Annotated in this window: 18 protein-coding genes; 13 read left to right on the top strand and 5 right to left on the bottom strand. The window is 49.0% G+C overall.

The features are described 5' to 3' along the window. Positions 1–71: 71 nt before the first annotated feature. The 5 genes from JXR15_RS12750 (at position 72) to JXR15_RS12730 (ending at position 7,215) form a co-directional block, all read left to right on the top strand. Positions 72–602, top strand: a complete 531-nt coding sequence (locus JXR15_RS12750) for a hypothetical protein (protein WP_422053583.1) — start codon at positions 72–74, stop codon at positions 600–602. Positions 603–780: 178 nt separating this feature from the next. Further along, entirely contained in the window at positions 781–1,644 is an 864-nt protein-coding gene (locus JXR15_RS12745) for a phosphoribosyltransferase-like protein (protein WP_422053582.1), read from the top strand. After that, positions 1,641–2,000, top strand: coding sequence for a hypothetical protein (locus tag JXR15_RS12740; protein ID WP_422053581.1), 360 nt, complete (start codon positions 1,641–1,643; stop codon positions 1,998–2,000). The genes JXR15_RS12745 and JXR15_RS12740 overlap by 4 nt, the downstream gene beginning before the upstream one ends. 252 nt (positions 2,001–2,252) lie before the next feature. Then, positions 2,253–3,290, top strand: coding sequence for a reverse transcriptase family protein (locus JXR15_RS12735; RefSeq protein WP_422053580.1), 1,038 nt, complete (start codon positions 2,253–2,255; stop codon positions 3,288–3,290). Between the two features lie 322 nt (positions 3,291–3,612). Next, complete coding sequence (locus tag JXR15_RS12730; RefSeq protein WP_422053579.1) at positions 3,613–7,215, top strand: SIR2 family protein; 3,603 nt, start codon at positions 3,613–3,615, stop codon at positions 7,213–7,215. Positions 7,216–7,319: 104 nt separating this feature from the next. Here the strand turns inward: JXR15_RS12730 and JXR15_RS12725 are convergent, their stop codons facing one another. Continuing rightward, entirely contained in the window at positions 7,320–7,508 is a 189-nt protein-coding gene (locus tag JXR15_RS12725) for a hypothetical protein (protein WP_422053578.1), read from the bottom strand. 105 nt (positions 7,509–7,613) lie between these two features. Between JXR15_RS12725 and JXR15_RS12720 the strand changes: the two genes are divergently transcribed. Then, entirely contained in the window at positions 7,614–7,919 is a 306-nt protein-coding gene (locus JXR15_RS12720; RefSeq protein ID WP_422053722.1) for a DUF4389 domain-containing protein, read from the top strand. Positions 7,920–8,216: 297 nt separating this feature from the next. Next, the gene (locus JXR15_RS12715; RefSeq protein WP_422053577.1) at positions 8,217–9,188 is read left to right on the top strand and encodes a hypothetical protein; all 972 of its coding nucleotides are present in this window, start codon (positions 8,217–8,219) and stop codon (positions 9,186–9,188) included. Between the two features lie 187 nt (positions 9,189–9,375). Here the strand turns inward: JXR15_RS12715 and JXR15_RS12710 are convergent, their stop codons facing one another. Beyond that, positions 9,376–10,593: an alpha/beta fold hydrolase gene (locus JXR15_RS12710; RefSeq protein ID WP_422053576.1), complete on the bottom strand. Its 1,218-nt coding sequence runs from the start codon at positions 10,591–10,593 to the stop codon at positions 9,376–9,378. On the opposite strand from JXR15_RS12710, the gene JXR15_RS12705 reads away from it, so the two are divergent. From JXR15_RS12705 to JXR15_RS12680, 6 genes are all read left to right on the top strand, one after another. Continuing rightward, the gene (locus tag JXR15_RS12705; protein WP_422053575.1) at positions 10,580–11,221 is read left to right on the top strand and encodes a helix-turn-helix domain-containing protein; all 642 of its coding nucleotides are present in this window, start codon (positions 10,580–10,582) and stop codon (positions 11,219–11,221) included. The two genes, JXR15_RS12710 and JXR15_RS12705, sit on opposite strands and share 14 nt — an antisense overlap. Positions 11,222–11,442: 221 nt before the next feature. Beyond that, positions 11,443–11,871, top strand: coding sequence for an organic hydroperoxide resistance protein (locus tag JXR15_RS12700; RefSeq protein ID WP_422053574.1), 429 nt, complete (start codon positions 11,443–11,445; stop codon positions 11,869–11,871). Between the two features lie 169 nt (positions 11,872–12,040). After that, a complete protein-coding gene (locus JXR15_RS12695) occupies positions 12,041–12,946 on the top strand; it encodes a bestrophin family protein (RefSeq protein WP_422053573.1) in 906 nt (301 codons plus the stop codon). A 161-nt stretch (positions 12,947–13,107) separates the two neighbouring features. Then, positions 13,108–13,749: a LysE family translocator gene (locus JXR15_RS12690; protein ID WP_422053572.1), complete on the top strand. Its 642-nt coding sequence runs from the start codon at positions 13,108–13,110 to the stop codon at positions 13,747–13,749. 615 nt (positions 13,750–14,364) lie between these two features. After that, positions 14,365–14,976 (top strand): hypothetical protein, encoded by a 612-nt coding sequence (locus JXR15_RS12685; RefSeq protein ID WP_422053571.1) that lies wholly within the window; start codon positions 14,365–14,367, stop codon positions 14,974–14,976. A 1-nt stretch (position 14,977) separates the two neighbouring features. Next, positions 14,978–15,397, top strand: coding sequence for a hypothetical protein (locus JXR15_RS12680; protein ID WP_422053570.1), 420 nt, complete (start codon positions 14,978–14,980; stop codon positions 15,395–15,397). A gap of 532 nt (positions 15,398–15,929) precedes the next feature. Here JXR15_RS12680 and JXR15_RS12675 read toward each other — a convergent pair. The 3 genes from JXR15_RS12675 to JXR15_RS12665 form a co-directional block, all read right to left on the bottom strand. Next, positions 15,930–17,264, bottom strand: a complete 1,335-nt coding sequence (locus JXR15_RS12675) for a hypothetical protein (RefSeq protein WP_422053569.1) — start codon at positions 17,262–17,264, stop codon at positions 15,930–15,932. A gap of 65 nt (positions 17,265–17,329) precedes the next feature. Continuing rightward, a complete protein-coding gene (locus tag JXR15_RS12670; RefSeq protein WP_422053568.1) occupies positions 17,330–19,609 on the bottom strand; it encodes a hypothetical protein in 2,280 nt (759 codons plus the stop codon). A 209-nt stretch (positions 19,610–19,818) separates the two neighbouring features. Then, positions 19,819–20,841 (bottom strand): Hint domain-containing protein, encoded by a 1,023-nt coding sequence (locus JXR15_RS12665; RefSeq protein ID WP_422053567.1) that lies wholly within the window; start codon positions 20,839–20,841, stop codon positions 19,819–19,821. Between the last annotated feature and the right edge of the window lie 141 nt (positions 20,842–20,982).

Raw genomic sequence — 20,982 nt, 5'->3', positions numbered from 1 at the left:
CTAAGAAACAGCCGCTGGATTTGCCAGGATTGGCGCCAACACCGCGCCCCAAGAAGCGAGGCAAGGCGCGTATGGCAGAGATTAGCCAGGAACGGGATCCGCAGCGCACGGTGCTGTCCGCACGAGCGCGAATGATGGGGCAGGAAGACACCGTGCAGAACCGGCAGAACATGCGCAGACAAGCGCTAGGAGAGGCCGCAGGGCGCGCTATCTACCTCGCATGCGACGAGGAGGAGGCAGCAAATCTCTGGAGCATTTACGCAGCCTTTACGGCGACCGAGGCGCGCTACGCCAAAGTCGTTCTCTGCAAGAGCCTCCACGCGAAGGGAACAAGGATCGAGATGATGCCGGAGCGGTTTGAAACACGGGAGGACGACAAGCCGGACTTGCGGAGTGAGGACGAGCGCCACCGCGACGCCGTGAACGACTGGATGCGCTGGCGGGGGTATATCGGGCAGCTGCGGAGTGAACAGCAGTACGCGCTGTTCGCGGTCGTGCGGGGAAGGGTTGAACCGGTTGTTGAGGCTGAGCTTACGCGGGTAGGGGAGCGATTTGTGGGCGCGTTGCGGGCGCTTTCGGTGATTGTTGATACAAGGGGGTAACGGCTGCTCCCAGCCCATAGCGGGCTCTGGTTCGCGGGACGAAATCAGATCTAAGCAGCATGGGTAGTGAGCGTTCAATGGGAAGCAGTCCAGAATTGAGATGTCGGGAAAAACTCGACTTTGCAATGCCCTGCAGTAGAGTTAGGATGTCTGTCGACGATGCTAGGCTTCTCTAGACATGGTGGTGTTGGACTGGGCAAATTCAATAATGGCGATACCTCGAGAGGAAATAGACTACTGGCTGATGGACCTTTTCATGCGTCGCCAGGATCTGGAGGATTGTGAGAAGCAGATTCTAGAACTTGCCGGTCAATGTGAGAACACTGAAGAGTTCGCGGTTTTAAAGCATGTACTGGAGAAATTTATCCTCTTGTCGGACAACCAGTTTGAAAAATACTTAAGAAGACTAGCAAAAAGCATAGCGCAAGTTTCTTCTACGAAAACATCGGTAGCGGTCGTTGCCATGGCTTGGAATGAGGGAGCCGACAGCTCTCAGATGGTTTTGCAGAGACTGAAACCCATGCTTCCACGTGGAGGACGCATCAAATTATTTAATAGTGTTCCGATGTATCTTAAAAAGAAAAATATGAAAGATTACCCGCACTTTATTCTAATAGATGATTTTGCAGGAACTGGGAGTACTGTTCGCGGAAGGCTTAAACACATATTTGCGGAATCAAAATCTAGAAAGTTTCCAGTGACAGGGCAAGTCAAGGTGGTCTTTGGAATGGAAGGGGCCTTTGATTTATTATCCGGTTTGGATATTGATTTGGAGTTTTTGGTGAAGTTAAAACCCGGTTTGTCTGGCCACTTTTCCGGCGCAGAGTTAGGCGTGAAATCTTGTCACATGAACCGACTCGAAACCGGTTTGGCGCAAATAGTCGAAGGAAAAATGCTTCCCAACTTCGGCTACGGGCGGGCAGAGGCTTTGTTTTGCCTAAAGGGACACAACGCACCTAACTCCAATTTTCCAATTCTTTGGTGGCCAGAGGATTGTAGGGGTGAACCACGAGATACCCTCGTTTATAGGAGCGAGTTATGAATAATCGCCTTTCTTCCCTTGAACTGACCGTTTTGGATCAGGCCCGCAGACAAGAGGGCGGTGTGACCGTTTCAATGTTGACCTTAAAGGTTGGAGTCTCAATCAAAGAAATATCAAGGGCGATTAGGAACCTGTCAAAGCTCAATCTTATCACCGCGAAAGGCGTTTCTTTGCACCTTACGAAAGCCGGGCGTTTGTGGATTCAGGATAACCAAAACATGTTTGCATTTAGAGGCAGGAAAACTTGGAGAGAAGTGCCGGAACGCTTCAAGGGCAGCAAGATCAGTCCCTTTGAACCGTACGCCCCCAGGGTTTCAAAGCTATCTCGGCGCGACTTTGGGGTTGGAGGAGACTAAATTGCGTGCTAACTGGGCAGCAGAGTGGTCACCGCTAGCGTTTAGAAGTGTAGTCGCTTCTACGGTTAAGGTGTACGAAAACCTTACAGTAACATTTCTTGAGTTTCTCAAGAAAGTGTTACTGTGCCTCCGTTCGTCGGCAGGCATGAAACACGATGAAATTTATGGTTTCAAATTTGAAAACAGAAATTCATCGCATTTCATGCGTAAGCGATGCAAGCATCGGATAGATCAAGTAGCGGTGACCACGCTATGAACGACAATTTATTGTACAAATGGCATCAGTACTTCGAGGATATAGGCCTGCGAAGTGATCTAGCGCGTTCTTACATGCCGTATATCCGGCGCTGTATTTCAAGTGGAGTTCCGCCTATTTTCGAGTCCTCCCACCTAGCGCTACTAGTTGGACGACACCCGGCTGACCTTAGTGCGATGGGTTATGGAACAAAAAGTTACTATAGAAGATTTAAGATCAAAAAGAGAACAGGAGGTTCGCGGGAAATTCAAGCTCCTTATCCATCACTGCTTGAAGTGCAGCGATGGATAGTCGATGAAGTGCTTTCTTCTGTAAATTTACCGGTTTGTGTTACGGGATATCGAGAAGGCGTCTCGATCTTCGACAATGCACTCGTACATTGCGGTAGAAAGGAACTCCTCAAGATAGATCTCAAGGACTTTTTTCCCTCTATTGGTTTTTCAAGAGTGGTAAAGGTCTTTATTGATTTCGGATACTCATCAAATGTGGCCTTCCTACTGGCAAAACTCTGCACGCTGGATCGGAAGTTGCCGCAAGGTGCCGCGTCCAGCCCATATTTAAGCAATATTATCTGCCGAGACTTGGATCAAAGATTCATGAAGATCTGCAAGTCTAAGCGTTTGAGATATACTCGGTATGCAGATGACATTGTGATCTCGGGAAAATCCATTCCAAAGGGGATTCGAAGGCTGTTTTTTGAAATTATTGCCAGTGAGGGGTTCCAAGTAAATGAGAAAAAAGTTCGTTTCTTGAGCGAAGGTGACAAAAAGATCGTAACCGGGTTGGACATAACCTCTGGCAAGCCAAGGCCGACAAGACGTTTCCGGCGTGACTTAAAGCGTGACGTGTATTTTGTCTGGTCGTCAGGATTGTCTAGCCACGTAGCGCGGCGCAGAATTTTCTTTCCAAATTATTTTGAGCAGTTGGAGGGAAGAGTTCGTTTTTGGGAACAGATTGAGCCGGAAAATGTGCAGATGAAAAAGACCATGGAGCGTGTGGTTGAACTCCGTAGTTTGTATGGTCGGCATAGGTAAACCTCCATCAAATAAGCTAGTGTTTGCAAAGTCTGTTCTCTGCGCGTAGCTGCCGTTGGTGCGAAACCTGTCTAACGGCGCCTCCCAGCCCGAAGCGGACCTGCGATTCAGGCCCAAACAACAGCCGCTGGGCGGGGCAAAGCCGCCAAAGAGAGAAGTCCTGCAATCGGAAGGCCCGAACAATAGAAGTCGTTCTAGGCTCAATATATAAACTTGAAACTTCAATCCTTGATTGATTCTCAATGGCTTGGGTGCAACTATCTGTCAGAACATAAAAAGATAGACGCGTTAAAAAACTACGCACGTATACCGAGACCTACAGATGCCAGTCAGTTTTTTTCCAGAATGCCCCGAATTCCCTGACAAATTGGTCAATGAACTTATAAAGGGGGAAGTGGTCGTATTGTGCGGAGCTGGGATCAGCGCACCACAACTTGAACTCTTCAAAGCCCTCACCTCGGGTGTGTTTGAAGACCTGAGTGTGGTTATGTCAGCGGGTGAAATTGAATCGTTTGAAGCCGGGCGTTACGAGGAGGTGCTCGGCTCGTTGGCGCGCAGGTTAGCGCAACCTGAAAAAGTACAAGACTCAGTATGTAACCGTCTAAGGAAGCCTGACAAAGCTGATCTGAGCCAACACCGGACTCTTCTCCGCCTGTCAAAGGATGTTGAGAATAGATCGACAATCGTCACTACCAATTTTGAAACCCTGCTTGAGCACGCTCACGGAACCCTGCCGAATGATGAAACTGTAGACAAAATTAGTTTTGCGGGGCAAGCATTGCCTGCACCCGGTAGTAGCGGCTTTCACGGCATTGTTCATCTCCATGGTCGCCTGGATGATCAAGAACTCAACTTGAGAAGAACGCCTCTGGTTCTGACAAGCTCCGACTATGGCGAAGCGTATATGCGCTCTGGTTGGGCTTCACGCTTTCTATTCGATCTTTCGCGATGCAGGACTATTCTTCTAGTTGGCTACAGCGCTGGCGACGCTCCAGTTCGCTATTTTCTCAATGTTTTAGAATCGGATAGGTCTCGGTTCAGTGATTTGAGGAGCGTATACGCTCTTGCTTCTTACGAGAAAGATCCCGTCGAGGTTCATAAACAGTGGGCGACCCTTGGCGTCGAACCGATCCCTTACCCAAAAAAAACTGAGGGCAAACAAAATCACTTTGCTCTTTGGCAAGGATTATCAGATCTCGCGGATTTGATAGAAAGACCTCAAAAGCAGAAGAAGGAAATCATATCAGACATCGTATCTAAGGATTTTCGTACGTCTTCCATTGATCAGCAAAACATGGTCATTTGGCTTCTATCTGAAACAAATGATGTGTGGGATTGTGTAATTCGATGCGTTGAGGATCCTAAATGGTTTGAATTCATAAGGGACAACAAGCTTTGGCCTACCGATTTATCAGCTAGGATTGTCGCGTTTTGGTTAGAAAAAAACTTCCAATGCCCAAAGCGATTTGAATTTGCAGTTAATTGGCTTCAGGAAATTGGAGCGCCGCTGGTAGCCAGTGTACAGGAAAGACTACGCCGAAATCGCGAGGTTCAGCCTGATTGGCGCAGGGTCTGGCGTTTATTTTGCAAAATTCAATTCTCCGACGAAAATCAAGAAAGTCTAGACTACTTTGAACTCGCTGACATCTTTGACACAGGCGAGTTACTTGACAGTGACATAGTACGTGCTGTGAGCTTTGTAGCGCCAGGTCTTCGAATTTCACGAAGGCTAAATGTTTTAAAGGAGTTCCCGGTTAAGGGCGACGTCAAAATTGGAAATCTGTGTTACGCACGGCTGGAAGTCAACGACACCTGGCGGGCGAAGGAACTAAGTGACCGATTAATCGAACGTCCAGAATTGGCTCTCCGTACCGTCGAAGTTGCCAATTTCCAACTGCGTCAAGCGATAAGTTTAGAAGTTGAATTGGGGCATATTACGAATGAATTTGACTTAAATGATACCTCAGTACCTGCGATAGAAGATCACGAACAAAACGAACATAGGGATGGCATCTTATATCTAATTAGATTGATAATCGATTGTTTTCCGGCAGCAATTGAAATTGATCCAGATGGTTCGATGGCAATAGCTCGTTCATGGCTCCAACTTCCAGGCAATATTGGGCTAAGACTCTATCTGCATGCAGCCCGGACGATGAAGATTATCGATCCAAATGAGGCAATTGGCACACTATTGCGTGCAAGATCCGAGCAACTTTGGGCCTGTCGGCGTGAAGTAGCCCTTTTCATAAGAGATCAAGCAATTTGCGCTGACCGAGATCTGGTTGAGCATTTAGAGGCTAGGTTTCTGCTTGAGTCTCCTACTAGATTTCGCGACGCGGACGCTTCTTCAAGTGGCACTGACTGGCGACCGATCGCGCGTGATCGAGATCTCTGGATCTACCTTAGTATGCTTGAAAAGGCAGGCGTCTTGTCCGATCCGGGACAAATAGAGTTAAAAGAAATAAGAGAGCGCAGGGAGTTTCATGGGCAGGAGGTCGAAGAGCGGGATTTGTTCAGATCTTTTTCATTTGGAGTGCAAAGAGTCGTCGGACGTGAAGAACCCATTCGCTCAGCTGATCCGGAGCAACAATTGCATGTCGCTCAGGAGATGCTGGAAAGCCCCAATTTGGAAGATCAGCAGGGATGGTCCACGTTTTGCCAGTCTGATCCTGCAGCAGCGCTTCAAGCTTTAAAGAACGGAGACTTTTCGAAGGAAAACCTTTCCCTGTGGTCTACGTTTCTAAGCGGTATTTCTTTTGCCCCTAGCAAAGGGGAAGACCCGACTTTTGAAGTCCTCATTGAAGCTCTCGAGTATTTGGAGAACTGTTCTGCGGAAGAATTAACCTGTCTTTCTGAACCGATTGTTTCGATCATTTTTCACCGAAGGAAACAATTGGAAAACGTACGTGATTGGTGGTGGAAAATCTGGCCTTATGTGACTGCGCCGCCACTGAGTGACTCAAGAAACCTAATGGATTTTGCCGTAAACACCGCTCACGGAAAGCTTGCTGAAGTTGCCTTGTTTATGCATTCCAATGCGTTAGCAACGAAATCTGAAACAAGCGATGCTGAAGAGATGCTAGCTACTGCCTTGGCGGCTGATGGAGCCAAGGGATTACTGACAAATGCAATTTTGGTGCGCAATGTTTCTTACTTGATGAACCACTGCGAGGACATTGTCGTTGAAACACTAGAGCCGAATCTAAAAGAACCTACTGCAACGGGCCTTCGCTCTGTGTTCATTCAAGATAGCCGGCTGAGTGCCCAAGCTTTTTCCCGGTTCAAGGAAATCGTTGATATGAGCCTTTGTGAATGCTCAGAAGAATTGGGGAGATTTTCTGCTGAAAATACAGCTGCTCAGGTATTACGACCTGCATTGTCATTGGCTGCGAAGGAGGATCAAGACTGGGGGGTATCCGCCCAAGAAATTACGAAAATGCTAAGGAACTGCCCGGCATCGGTAAGAGCTGCAATGGTTCATACATTGTATAGATGGACCGCCGAAGAGGGAAGGATAGAAAATGGAGAGGGGGCAGAAGGGTTTAGCGAAGCAAAGGTGTTGCCCCTGTTTGCAGAAATTTGGCCTAAGGAATCCGAGTATGTTGACGAGTTGTCCACACAAGACTTCTTAAGGTTACTGGTTGTCAGCGGTTCTCAAGCAGAGTCTTTGTTTCCCGTGATCCAGGCATTCATTGCGCCATACCGATCCCATCGGATTTTTCTTGGAGGTCTACCTCAGTCAGATATTCCCACTCGGGCGCCAAAGCTTGCGCTTAGAATGATTTGGCATGTTTTGAAGGCTTCGAACAAACTCGATGTTCACGAGGTTGGAAAAGTACTTGATGCAATTGTTGAGAGCGATCCTAATTTGGAGTTTGATCGCAGGTTTCAACAGCTCGAAGCGAAGACTCTACGAATCTAGTGTTTCGTCAATGCATTGGGTAGTCCGCCAGGTTGTAGAGTTTTCCTCAAGTTATCCAAGTCTACTTTTCTGATCAGTGAAGGTCCACTTCGGTTAAACGACACTCAATTTGCAAAGTCAGCTTTCTGCGCTTCGCTGCCATTGGCGACTACTGCAGCATTGGCTTCGGCTGCCTTAGTTCTCTGCACTTCTGCTTTCGTGAAGCTGGTCAAAGAATGTCGCGCCTGCTGCATGGTTGCTGTCGAAACTTTCGCCAATGTGCCGAAAGTGCTGGTAACCGTTGCTGTTGGCACTTTTATGCACCCTGCGTCTTTACACTGCCTTGGTAATGCAGCTGGTTGCTGCCAAAGTCCGATGGTGGATTTTATTGCATAGGCTCAATCGTAAAACGGGGTGAGATTGTGGACGACGAAGCAAAGATTGAAGGCCGCCTGCATGGCGAACAGAATGAACCTGAGCAACCAGACAATATGCTCCAACGTTTCATTTACATGGTGCTGATCGCTATCATGATCTCAGTTGCACAAACGGTGCTAGGGGTGGCGACGATTGTTCAGTTTGTTGTCATGATGGTCAACAATCAGCAGCCCAATGAGCGGTTGGCCGATTTTGGAACCGACTTGGGAGTTTGGATAGCCAAGGCGGCAAGATTCCAAACGGCTGCCAGTAACGTTAAGCCTTGGCCTTGGACTGAGCTGGATTAGGCCCGGGCTTTGCGGCCCTTATCGCAGCTGGATTTGAACGCGCCGCATCCACCCATACTACTAGAGCAGTATCCCGGTCACTGTCGGGATCGGCCGGTCTTATTCGTAAATAGCTTCGCGCTGCTTGAGGTCGTGCCGGGTAAGGCGCCCCGTTTGTTGATGTAAGGGCGTGGGGTTGCTCTCACCCGATTGCGGGTAGGGGTGGGCAAAACACTCCCCTTTACAGGTTTTCGCGGTAGCCAAAGGCGGCAAGAAGGGAATATTCATCTGGCAGCTTAATCAATTCGGGTGCGACCAATGTGTGATTGCAAGTTTTTAGTGGGGTATTCAGGTGAAACTGAGTTTGAAGTTGATCAGGCAATGTTCGAAAGCGTGGTCAAAGCAAAAGGCCAACTAAAGCTTCTTTTCAGATATGAAGATACCTACAAGTTGCTTTCAGATTCTGTTTATGAGTTCGAGCTTCATTTGCTCAAGCTCGGCTTGAGGTATCAGTTAGGACGCGCAAACACCGAAGGGTATGAGGACTTCTTCGATGAAGCTAGACAGACTATTAGCTTGAAGCTCATCTCCCTCTTTACCTCAGGGCGAATTTTCATCGAGCGGGCGACCTCAATTCTGAAAAGCTTGGGCATGGAAGATTTCGCAGGCGAAGTTTTTAGCGAGGAGTTTGATCAAAATTTTCAATACAGATTGGGGGAAGCCCTTCGCAACCACTCTCTCCACCGCTCACTGCCTCTCAGCAGAAATGTGTTTTCTCGAAAATCTTTGCATGAAGAAGAACGCTTCACAGTAGGTACTCCAGTTCGAGATCGATTTACGGTCAATCCTCAAATAAGCGTGGAGGAATTTACAAGTTCAGATAAAATACGGGGGAAAACCAAGGAAGAGGTCGAAGCGCTGGGTGTTAAGTACTTGGATCTAAAATTCATTGTTCGCGGTTACGTAGCTGGGCTGGCCCGATGCCACCAGAAATTGCGGGTCGGAACCGAGGCTGCAATTGAAAAGTCCATTGGAGACATCGAAAAGCTTGTAGAGCACTGCAAGCAAGACGGTGAAGAAGAAGCATTTCTGTACATCGGATCATGCAACTCTGGTAAATGGAAGAATTCCAAAATTGAAATATGTCCCAAAAGATTGCGCCGAATTAAGGAACTTCGTTTCGAGAAAGACACCATGTCGAAGCTATCGGTTACCTTCTTGTCATCAGAGATTTCTAAACGCAAAGACAGCTATCCTAAATCGAACGATAAGTTGTGGATTTCTGAGTAAAAAACACAGCCCATTCTAATTTGCAAAGCTCGCTTTCCGTGCTTTGCAGTTGATACCGCATGTATAGCCGAGCGCGCCGCATCCCCCCATACAACTAGAGCAGTATCCCGGCCGCTGCCGGGATCGGACGACCTGCCGCTCGCAGAGATGCGAGAGTGTTCTGAAACTCGCTAAAGCGACAGGCCGGCTATTGTTCCTCAGGATCCGGAAGAGACGACAGGAACTTGAGGTACTCTGACGCTACAGCAGCGGGCTTATCCAACATTGGAACGTGTCCACAGTTGTCCAGCGTCGCCAGATGTGATGACGGTAAACTCCGTTCGAGTATTGCGGCGCCGCTGATATGAAAAATCCGGTCTTCTTGACACCAGATTATCAGCGTCGGCATCTCAAGTGCGGGCGCAAGATCCAAGACCGTAGGCACGTCGGACTTGCTATGCACGACATCCCATATGCGGGCGTTGTGATCTGCCCGGGCCACCTCGTCCTCCGACCAAGTCCTAAGGATCGGGCCGGGGATGTATGGAATATTTGGGGACAGCCACTCGTTACGTTCAGCAAAGTCTTCGGTTGTTTGAACGACCAGAGGGGTTATCCCGAGGTCTCGTGCCTTATCCATGTCACTTGGTGTTGGGGTAGGGACCCCAAGTGGGCTGCCGATAAAGGAAAGGCTTGCGATTAGTTCCGGATGCTCTTCGGCCAAGAGTGCGGCAACATAAGCGCCCATGGAGTTTGCTCCAACGTGAACAACCTTCACCTCAAGCGCCTGCATCACGGTCAGTAAGTTTGCCTGCTGTTGATCTAACAAATAGTCGTCGTCTGCGCGCAGGGCGTTGTCCCCAAACCCGGGAAGATCCACGGCAATTACGCGGTAGTCCTTGGCAAGCACCCGGGCCACTTCGACCCAGTGTTCTTTGCGCGCATAAATGCCATGTACCAGCAAAACCGTTTCACCTTGGCCGCCTTCCAAATAATGGATATCTCCAACGTCAGTTGAAATCACTTTGGAGCGCAGCCCTGCGGAGGCGTTGTTTAGGGCGATCAGACCTTTTGCGACCTGAGATGGGAGCGCATGCCAAGCCACCACGCCGCAGAAAATTAGCAGACCAAATGCAATGGCCAGCTTTCGAAAAATGTGTGTCATAAGTCCTCGGATTAGATAGTCGGAGCCAGAGGCCCTTACTAAGCACATCTTCCGGACGACTCTCTTGAAGAAACGTGCAAGTCCCTTCGGACCGTCCTTCACATTTGCCCCTTGCTGCAGCATTCTCAGGATTGCGCCAAAGTTGCCCACAAAGTTAGGTGAAGTGGTTATGTCTTCAGTTGCCCCCGCTTTTCGCAACCACAAATTCTCCTTCGATAAAGGCGAGCTTGGGATGCATGAGAACCTGATGACATGCGTCATTGTTGGGCGCAGAGAGCCTGTTCTAGTTGGCGATGACAGCGACCAAACGGAAGCGCATGCGATCTGCATCAAACCCGATGTGGCACATCGCGTCGTCATCCGAGAGGGGGGCGCGGAAATTGTGTATCTGGATGGCGTTAAACTGGACGAGAACGCCCCCAAGTTTGGAGAGCTGCCCGAAGCCTGGCAAGATTTACCTCAGGCAATTCAGGAGAGGGACCACATGGCTCTGGCAGGTTATCGTCAGATGCTCAACCGAGACGACATGCCTTCGGATGCTGGAGTAATGCGGATCGTAGAGCGTCTTTACAATGACCCGTTTGAAAGGCTGTCTCAGTTGGACCTTGCACAAGAGTTACAGCTCGAGCGCACGCTTGCATTGCGCCACTTTAAGTCGACAACGGGCCAGACCTTCCGCAAGTTCAAGATATGGGCGGCTATGATGTGCGCAGTTGATGCTGCGTTTAATGGCGAGAAGATCGGTCTTGCAGGCATACAGGCAGGGTTCTCAGATGCGGCACATCTGACAAGGACCGCAGCAACTCTGTTTGGGATCACGCCAACGCAAGGGTTGTCAGGGCTGAGCGCATTCACCAGCATTGAAGCCCATCCTCATTGCGCTTCGTAGCGACCGCGCTGCTTCATCCCCATCGCTATAGCAGTATCCCGGCCACTGCCGGGATCGGCTGATCCGTTGGGGCTTCATTGCCTATGAAACTGATTTTTGGCGTTAGAAGCCTTTCGCGACAGCCGTATGTACACAGTAACAACACTGAACGTACTGGGAAAATTTTTCCCCGCGTTTTTGGGTGCGCAAACCACTCGTAAATGCACTAATGGAGAACACGAATGTCAATTAACCCAGTTTATACAGCACATGCTTCAGCAACCGGCGGCCGTGACGGCAAAGCCAAGGTGGCAGGAACTGATCTAAGTTTTGATCTTGCAACGCCCGCCGAGATGGGCGGCTCTGCAAAGGGATACAACCCAGAGCAGTTGTTCGCTGCTGGATATTCAGCGTGCTACATCGGTGCGATGAAGTTCGCAGCATCCCAAGACGACTCTCTGCCAGAAGTTCCCGAGGCTGTTGCGGTAGAAACCGCTGTCGGGATTGGATCACGTGAGGCAGGTGGATTTGGACTAAAGGTCGACCTCAAGGTCTCGCTACCTGGGGTAGAACTGAAAGCTGCGGAGCAACTGACCAAAGCAGCGCATGGGATTTGCCCATATTCCAACTCTGTAAGGGGTAATGTCGACGTAACAACAGAGATCGTGTGACAGAAATAATTGAGTAGCTGAAGACGGGCGTTTTGTGCAAGCAAAGCGCCCGTTTGACGGTTGATCCAGTTGAAGAAGAGAGTCTTAGTCGCAGCTACAAGAACGGCAAATTTTCGAGGTTGTGTAGCTCGAAAAATTCAAGCGGAATTGACCAAGTGAAGAGGCGCTCATGATCGTCAGAGATCAACCATCACCACTACAATTGTTCCTTGTGATGCAAGGCTCGGTGGTGCCAAAGATTATTGGAAACATCGCAACAGTCACAGTGCTTTCCGTTGGCGTGTTGCTGGTCGATCACCACGTAATTGAATTGCCGCGTATTCCGATCGCAGCAATGGGCGTGATCGGGGTCGCCCTTTCTCTTTTTCTGGGATTTCGCAACAACGCTGCATACGACCGTTGGTGGGAAGCCCGTCGGCTCTGGGGATCAATGATCGCGGACATACGCGCATTGGGGTATCAGGCAAGAATTTTCCTGACTAAGGAAGAGGATCGGAAGACGCTCCTAAGTTACGCGGCTGCCTTTGCGCATTTGCACCGAGGGTCACTACGTAAGATTGAAGTGCAAGCCGACATCAAAGATTGGGTTGGGGCGCAATGGTCTGAAGCGATGGTGGCTAAAAACAACCCCGCAGATGCAGCTCTTCGTTCAATGGCTGATCAAATGGCTCAACTGGCTAAGGCTGAAAAACTCAGTGGTTTTGGTCAAATGACAATCATGGATACACTTTCCTCCCTGGCACGTTCTCAGGCCGGCTGTGAAAGGATCGCGACAACTCCGTTGCCGTTTGTATATTCGCTGTTGGTCCGAAGAACCACGTACCTCTACTGTTGGTTGCTTCCCTTTGCGCTCATCGGGTCGACAAACTGGTTCACACCAGTTTGTGCAGCTGTGGTATCCTATGCTTTCTTTGGACTTCAGGAGGTGACCAGCGAGTTGGAAGCACCATTTCACAACGTGCAGAATGGCCTGCCTCTCGATGCGATGTGCCGAACCATCGAAATATCGGTTTCTGAATCTCTGGACATGCCTGCGCCCGCACCTCTGACGTTAACGAACCATTTTCTGAGTTGAAGCGCCTATACCGCCAAAGGTAGGCACAGCTGCTTTTCTGGCGCCTGCCCAACTAAGGGATCAAGTCTTGGTTCAGCCAGAACAACACCAGTGTTTTGTGTGGTTTCAAACGGTTGCTTTGCGAATTCAGGTTTGTGTTATCATGAGAAGAAAGAGGTTTCATGGATCAGCTTTCCATCTACTTGCCTGGCATCCTGTTGGCGTATTCCATTTTCCTTGTTGGGGTAGCCAGCCCAGGTCCCAATATTTTGGCAATCATCGGCACTTCAATGAGCGTGGATCGTAAGTCCGGGGTCTCGCTTGCACTTGGAGTGGCGGTGGGATCGTTAACCTGGGGTGTCCTCGCCGCATCAGGCCTTTCTGCGCTGCTTGCGAAATACGCGTCAGCTCTGATGTTCATCAAAGTCGCGGGTGGTGTTTATCTTCTCTGGCTCGCTTACAAATCTTTCAAGTCCGCGGCATCAGCTTATGATTTGGAAGTTAAGAAGCTTGGTCAAAAATATCGGTCGCCACTTCGCTACGCCCTGAGTGGGTATACAGTCCAGATGACCAACCCAAAGGCTGCACTTGCATGGATTGCCACCATTTCATTGGGCCTACAGCCGGGCTCCCCTATCTGGGTTTCAGCTGCAATCGTGCTGGGTATCTTTGTTCTATCAACAGTGATCCACACGCTCTATGCGATCGCCTTTTCAACTTCGTTTATGGTCGCCGCTTACAGCCGAGCGCGGCGATACATACAGGCAACCTTGGGAGTGTTCTTTGCTGTTGCCGGGCTGAAGTTGCTAACGGATAGAAGTTGAGCTCTGTCGATTAGGATACTTGAGGCTCCTTGCCTGTATTTGCCGCGTGCCAGTCAGGCATCTAAGTTCACGGCGGCTCTTAGGTCTAGGATCCTCAAGCACTGTGCTTTTGGAGCGCAGATGCAATAGCTCAGTCTCAATTCAATCTACTAGAGCAGTATCCCGACCACTGCCGGGATCGGACGACTTGTTCGATCTGTTGTTGAGCCAGTAGCAGTTGCCGGTCGACGTTATGTGGTTCAAATATGTGCACAATCACAAAAGTGTTGTTTTTGTGAGGTGTTCAATGCAAGGTTGCCGATATTCACTTTAAACCAACATTTGTTAATGCGCTTTTTGGTTATCGCAATCTACATGAGAACAAGAAATATCCGTGTTCATTTGTTAGCAAAACGGGTTGCCAAGTCGACGTAATGAGCGAAATAGAAAAACATCAAACTGGGTTGCTTAAACAGTGGCTGAGCGATGGCCAAAAATTTGAGCCAATGCCTCCAAGAGTGGCATTCAAGCGCTGTGTTTTGGCGTCCCGTAAAAATGGCCGCGCAGTAAGGACTTACCATGCAGAGTACCAACGCGAAATGCGAACTAAATCGGACCAGCGCACTGGACCGTTGGATGACAACCGAGTCCAGTCCACTGTATGTGCAGAACAAAAAACTAGGCGCTTTGTCTGAGATCAGCAATGACTGGAGTGCGCGCCTGATCCTAGCAAGTTCTCTCTACTTCAATATGATTAACGTATTGGATGACCAGCAATGCGACGAGATTGTGCAGATTGCTTTTGAAGGTGGAGGGGATGCCGCACAATTTGCGGTTGCTCCACTCTTTGCATTTCTGATGGAAGAGGCTAACGACGGTAGAGTTCCAGCACAAATTACTCGTCGTGTGCTTTATTACACGTATGCCATTCCTTGGGCGGTCACTAGTCCATTTGATGGCTTCCAACCAAGTGAAACACCAATCCTACCAGCGGATCAACAAGTCTTGCGGTTGGTTCACTATGACGATGGAGACTATCAGTTATTTTTAGGTTCTCTAGATAGCATAGCCAACGAAACAATTGGTCAGCCGCTTATTGAAATGAATCAATTGATACTTACTGGCTATGCTGACGTGGACTTCAAGTATTTTTCCCGCCGAGATTTGGCGATGCAAGCGGCTCCGGTGGTGCAAAAATACATGCGAGAAAAATGGGATTTTGACCTTAAGTTGATCGAGGAAAGCTAAATTGACTGAGAATGCAATACTGGAAGAATACTTGCGCACGGAATTTGCCAATGTAGGTTGCCAAGCACTTCCCAATGGGGGTGGCATTACTTACACATTGACGGCAAGAAATGGGCTCAAACTATCGTTAGGCCTCTTTAAGGGGAACCCTCTTGATAGCTGGTCCACCGTTATCGTACTTTTGCACGGGCAAGAGCTTCCGTACGGTAAGATTTCTGAACTGCAAAACGCCTTTTGGGACTCAGGACTGAATAACGTTGATGTCGAAATTGATGACGACGGAGATTTGCTGCTTCACGATACGTTCAAGTGTCGCAACATCCCGGAGCTAAAAAGCAAGCTTTCACGGTTTGCTGCTAAAGCTTATGAGGTTACAAATCCAATCAGTGGAATAGTTCGGGTAGGCTGGGAGCCAGTCTAAAGCCGCTTCCAAGAACTTTCATAGGTCATTGGAGATTTTGTTTGGAAACTCTAAAAAATTTCGTTTGTGCTCTCAAGTCCCTGGAAACGTACGACGGCTCCACCAGAGGGGATGACTGTCGAATAGAAAAGAGCTTTATTTGGAATGAGGCGCACTCATATGCGGCACAAGTGAATCAGGCGCGACTTAAGGTGGCGCTAGATATCATGTTTGAGCGTCCTGGCACGTTTTCAATCAGTGAGACAGAAGACCTTTTTGTTCTACACTTTTCAGATTCTGGTCTATGGGGCATGTTCTGCGACTTTTGGTCGGTGCACCATCACTCTATGGGCGGAAAAACTCTTTGAAGTGACGATAGCCAGATGGTTCGTTCCTATTACAGGCAAATTCTCTCCGGCAACAAGGCACGGGACGCGGCAAGGACGTGATCTGGCTTCAACGACCACATATGCTGGCGAGCGAAAGGATTCCGGTTTAGATCAAGTAGATTGGCCGCCGAAGCAAGCAATAGGCCAGGGCTAGAGCGTGAGTATCAATTGAATTTCGGTAAATCTGCTACGTGCGCGTCGGCCGCCGGTCGATTGAAAGCTATCTTTGCAAACCGAGGCGCAATTTCACGAACCGCAATTTGATCACGCGGAACTACATTTCCGACCTTGTTGTTTGGGTTTAGAATAGCATTGAAGGCCTTCTTGTTAATACCTTCAATGAAATTGGCGGCCACACTGATTTTCGCGGCTTTGGAAACAGCGAGTGCTAGGTCTCCAACAACCGCTAGCCCACCCAATACAGGCTTAAGGCCGAAGGACACGAGGGGGCCATACTGTTCCAAACGAGCGTCGATTGAAATGCCTTCCCGTGCAAAGTGTCCCGCAATGAATTTGCGATACTCCGTGCTAGCCTCTGATATCATTGATCGCGCAGATTCAGAGTTTGTCAAAGCCACGTCGAGGCTTTGATTGAGGTTTTCAAGATAGTTCGTTTTGGCTTCGTGTGCGTCGGTGTCTGGTATGACGAAGTCCATGAAAAGCCTAGGCTGATCCAATGGTAGACCATTCGGAATTGAGACGACGGGGAATTCTAGGAGTTCCGTATCCACTGGATCAGAAAGCTCCAATAATTCGTCAAAAGCTAGACCGATGAACGTCTCAGAGACAACCGGTTCACCCAATGAAGACGTAAGAGCCATACCAAAATTGTAGTGGTACGCTTGACATGCGATCTTTAGAATTTGTGATCGTTGGTCCCTAAATCCATCCTTGCTAACGACAATTTCACGTAGAACCTCTTCAATCGCCCCTCGTGGCGACAAAGCGTAGTCGGGGTGCTTTCTGAAATCTTCAAGGAGTGCCGAAAACCCCTCTTTTGATACACCTGTCAGGCCAAAATCTACTGGCGATTTTTCCGCAAGGCGCTCGAAAATCTTCTGAAAGCCGATGTGCATTTGATACGGCGGAAAGCGGCGCCAGCTCCCATAGGAACGTATCGTTTCACCCCACCTTCGCAGGCTTTCCTTTTGTTCTGGCCATTCTGGAGATGTAACTACACGTCTACTTGTGTTAACGCCGTCTCCGGCAAGTTTTTCAGGCAACCGAGCAAATGCGTCTGGGTCAAATTCGGGAAGTTTTGACAGCAGAAGAGCATGTCCATTGCGATTCAGTTCTCGCAATAGGGAATTCTGCTTTGTGGCTTGATCCAAACCGGATCCATAAAAAATGTATCCGTCGTTTATTAGCAGGCGCGAGCCGAAGAACACTGACCGCAGTAGAACCTTCTGAAAGTACCTATCGTCCGCTTTATACGCAGGTTCGCAGCGGGCCAGTACGTCATCTAAAAGACCCGCATATGTGTAGCTTTCTTCAATCATTTTTGCCTTCTAAACCGTCAAATTCTGCCGCTTTTGCGCTTCGAATGGGCAGTTAGAGCCAAGGCTCATCCTGTGGCAGCCTCATCACCGCACCCACCAATGCCTTTAAAAACTTTATTTGGAGCGAGCTCTTCCCTGGAAATCAATTCCAGTAGTTCGATTTCACCGGCACCATTGGCATCAACCAACACTATGATGGCGTCGTCCGATATTGGTTCAAAACGGTTTTTATGCAGCACAAAGAGTGCTTTCCGGCCCGCAAAGTAGATATCGGATTCACCGGCCTCAGGCGCGGCTCTTAACAGTCCGCACGAAAACGCATTGTATCCTGCCGCAGCGATGGCCGAAAACACATCCTCTCTTGGCATAACAACGTTGCGATCAAGAGCGTCAGCGCTGTTCAACACAGTGCCGCTGTGGTCAATAATTCGAATGTTATCATCTACAGAAACTTCAAACTCAGCCACTTTTTCCGGTTGGTTGCTTTGAACAACAAAAAGGTCGCGTGCTGTTGAGAGCATGCTGGTGAAGTTTTCGTCAAATGTTCTTGATTTCGACTTTTTGGATTCGCAAACATTCTTTCCGGAAAACAGTGGAGCTGAGTCCAACTCAGTTGTGATAACGCGCCAAATTTTCTTGGTTGCTGGATTGATCGAAACTTGGGCTACGACCGCCAGTTTGGGCGTGTAGACGTTACCGCTGACCTTAGATGCAGGAGGCAGTTTATGAAGCAAAAATACTCCATCGACGTCACCTGAAAAGTAGCCTGTTCCTAGTGCCGATTGGTTAGCAGTGTTGTTAACAAAGAAGCAGTTGGCTCGGTTGAAACCGGCGCTCCGAAATGCCTCAGCCAAATCCTTTGGGCTTTCGATGTCACTTTTTTCAGGGCCCAGAACTCCGGCCGAGTCCAAAACTTGAATCGTCCCATCCAACCCATTTGGCGTTTTTCCAGCGTTAAATGGTCTATAGAACTCAGGTAGCGCGGTTTGTGCTTCTTGGGCCAACGGGGTAGTCTTGGCTTCTCCCACGGCTAGAGGGTCAGCCTCGATTTTGAGTTGCGCACTGACCCTTGAGTAACTGGCGTTTGAAAAAAGAATGTCATTGGGCCGCACAAAATTCTTGCGAGCGTATTTCGCGTTGGCCAATGCTGGCAGCTCATTACGTAACTCGCTGAGCGTATGAAAGCATCGTTGTGCTGCAATCTGCGTAAGCGCATCGGAGGCCAACATTCGAGCCAAAACATAGGCTTGATCGGCCTTTGAACTTAAGCCTTTTCGTTCTAAGCCTTGAACATACTTTTCGCATTCTGATTGGAGCGTGGAAAAACGTTCATGGCTTAGCCGTCCGGGGAAATTTATTTCGTTCCGGTTAGCGAACAGAGCATCAAATTTTGGTTTCCCGTCCAGTTTTAGCGGCCAGAAGGCGCTGCCGTCAGTTTCCAAGTTCGCGGTAAATGGTGCCATGGAATGTATGAAGCTATCGACTTCGGTCACTTCGATAAAGATCCGCGCGTACCGGTTTTCAATGATGTTAGTTCCGACGCGCAGTTGCATGTCTTCATTAAAATAGCCTTCATCTCCTAAAGACTTTGCCAACTTGGCCCAAGCAGATGCGAAACCTTGGGCTGCTTGCCCTCTTTCTTCAATGATTTCAGCAGTTTCCTCTTCTTCGTCGATATCGAAGAAGAAACGAGGCAAGTCTTTGACCAAAGAAGTGCCGTCAATGAACTTGCCTGCCTGCTTTAGCGTCTCGTCTGCAAACTCGAGCACGGCTCCAACAGGATCTTCGTCTTCGTCGTAATCCCATCCAGATTTAGCTGTAAGTGTTGCATTGACTACAAGTGTCTCGGAACTTCGACCAGTGACCATGTAGTCACGTGAGCAATCTGCGTCGTTTTGCTTTATGTAATCCGCGCCCGCGCCAAGTCCAAAAATAAACACAGGCATGAAGACGGAGTCCAACCCTTTCCCAGCCCCGGCATCCTCTGCTTTGATGCTTGGTACACCGTTCGTTATGTCTAGGTTTTCTGACCCAATGCTAATCCAAAGCGAAGCTGATTTCGCAGCGCTAATGCCACGTCTCGACGGGGTGAACTCGCCTTTTGAGTTGATACTTTGCAGGTATGCTTTGGGCGTATTGAAAGTATAGTTATTTGATCTCGAGAGTATTTTTCTTCTTCCGGAGGTACACTTGATGGAAACCCAGTACTGCTTTCCTTTTTCAATTTTTGAGCCTGACGCCGGCTTTACCTCGAGGTCGTAGTTTTGTGCGGCCGCTGGAGCTGCAAACAACAGAGTGGCCAAGAACAAAAAAGTCTTACATGCAGAAATTGCCTGGTTCATCATCTCAATTTCCTAATCAAAAAAGCTATCTCAAATTTGATGAGCATTACCTGATTCGTGTCAAGATTGTATTTCTTGAGGCGGAGTTCGAGGATTTGGATAGTTGATTACACAGCTAGGGCTGTTTTGTCTTTCCTGCGCCTTTGTGGAATTTTCGGACCTTAATTTCGTGCTAGCGGATAAAAGTACGCCTATCTTAGGCCGTATGCCAACTACGGCGGTGGGGTTGGTGGTATCTGCAAAAGAGGTTTCTGGTTTTTTAAGTGCCGCGTGACCAACTGCTTTTGGAGCTTGTGGTTAGGAATACTCCGAGCGGGGTTCCGAGCGTTTGTCTTGCTTGCCAACTCAGGAAACAAAGTCAGGATCTCTTTAAGAGCCGCGGGAGAAACTGACTTCAAAGCTTCTGGGCCTGTGTGAAGGCTCTCAGTTGGGGCGCCTTCCGAAAACACGACTTCGTGTTGGTCGAAGAGAAAATGATAGTAGGTAACTTCGGTTACGCTTTCGTCCACATAGATGCCCGGAAGGCTTGTCAGCTTGATTGCTGGTATCAGAACTTGTCTCGAACCGCAGGTTCGCTCAGCTATCCTTGAGGAGACGAGAACTCGGTGCTGTCTGGATACAAGCAGGTCTCGATTTGGCAGACCAAATCCAAGCGAACCTTGCGTGATGCGCACAGGCTTGAGTTTTGGGTTTCTCCTAAGTCCGATCGCTTCGATTTTGAATGACCCAATCCATTGAATTGCCTGTAGGCCACGATCCTGAGTTAACACCAGATCACCCGCCACCAAGTCTTCAACTGCTGTGTGCCCATCACGAGTTTCAATCAAAGTGCCTCGGCAAAAACACATGGCGACTTCTTTTGGTACGTTCTCGTAAAGTTTGACTTTGTATTCCTGGCCTTTCACGAGAGTTTCACCACCAGGATATTGCACCACATAATCGAAGACCCAACTATGCGGTCCACCGATCATCAAGCCGAGTATGTCCGGATCATCGTTGTCGTTGACTGATGATTGCCAGCCGAACGCCAAAGATTGTCCCACCCACTCGGTGGGTAGGTTTCCGGTGACACCGGTAATTGTGGGAATGTCGCCCGTTTCAGACATGGGATTGGTGTCACCAACCCCGTAGTGGTCGTCGTCGAAATAAGTGATTGTCCCCACCACGCCTAACGAAGTGAACGATCCCCATAGTATTCCTTCAACCCCGATCACCTCAATTGTGTAGCTTGGCACCAGTTAGCTCCCCTATGTGCTGGCCGTTTTCAGGCTGCATTCCAGCTTCCTTTGGCGGGTCTCTGGGAGTGGGGCTAGGTACGTACTAGCACGTTAGGCTCGTACTCTCGCTTGCTGTCGCAGTCGCACCTAAGGGGGGGG

The organism is Shimia sp. (genome assembly GCF_049116215.1).
Lineage (GTDB): Bacteria > Pseudomonadota > Alphaproteobacteria > Rhodobacterales > Rhodobacteraceae > Shimia.
This window is presented reverse-complemented; position numbering and strand designations above follow the sequence as displayed.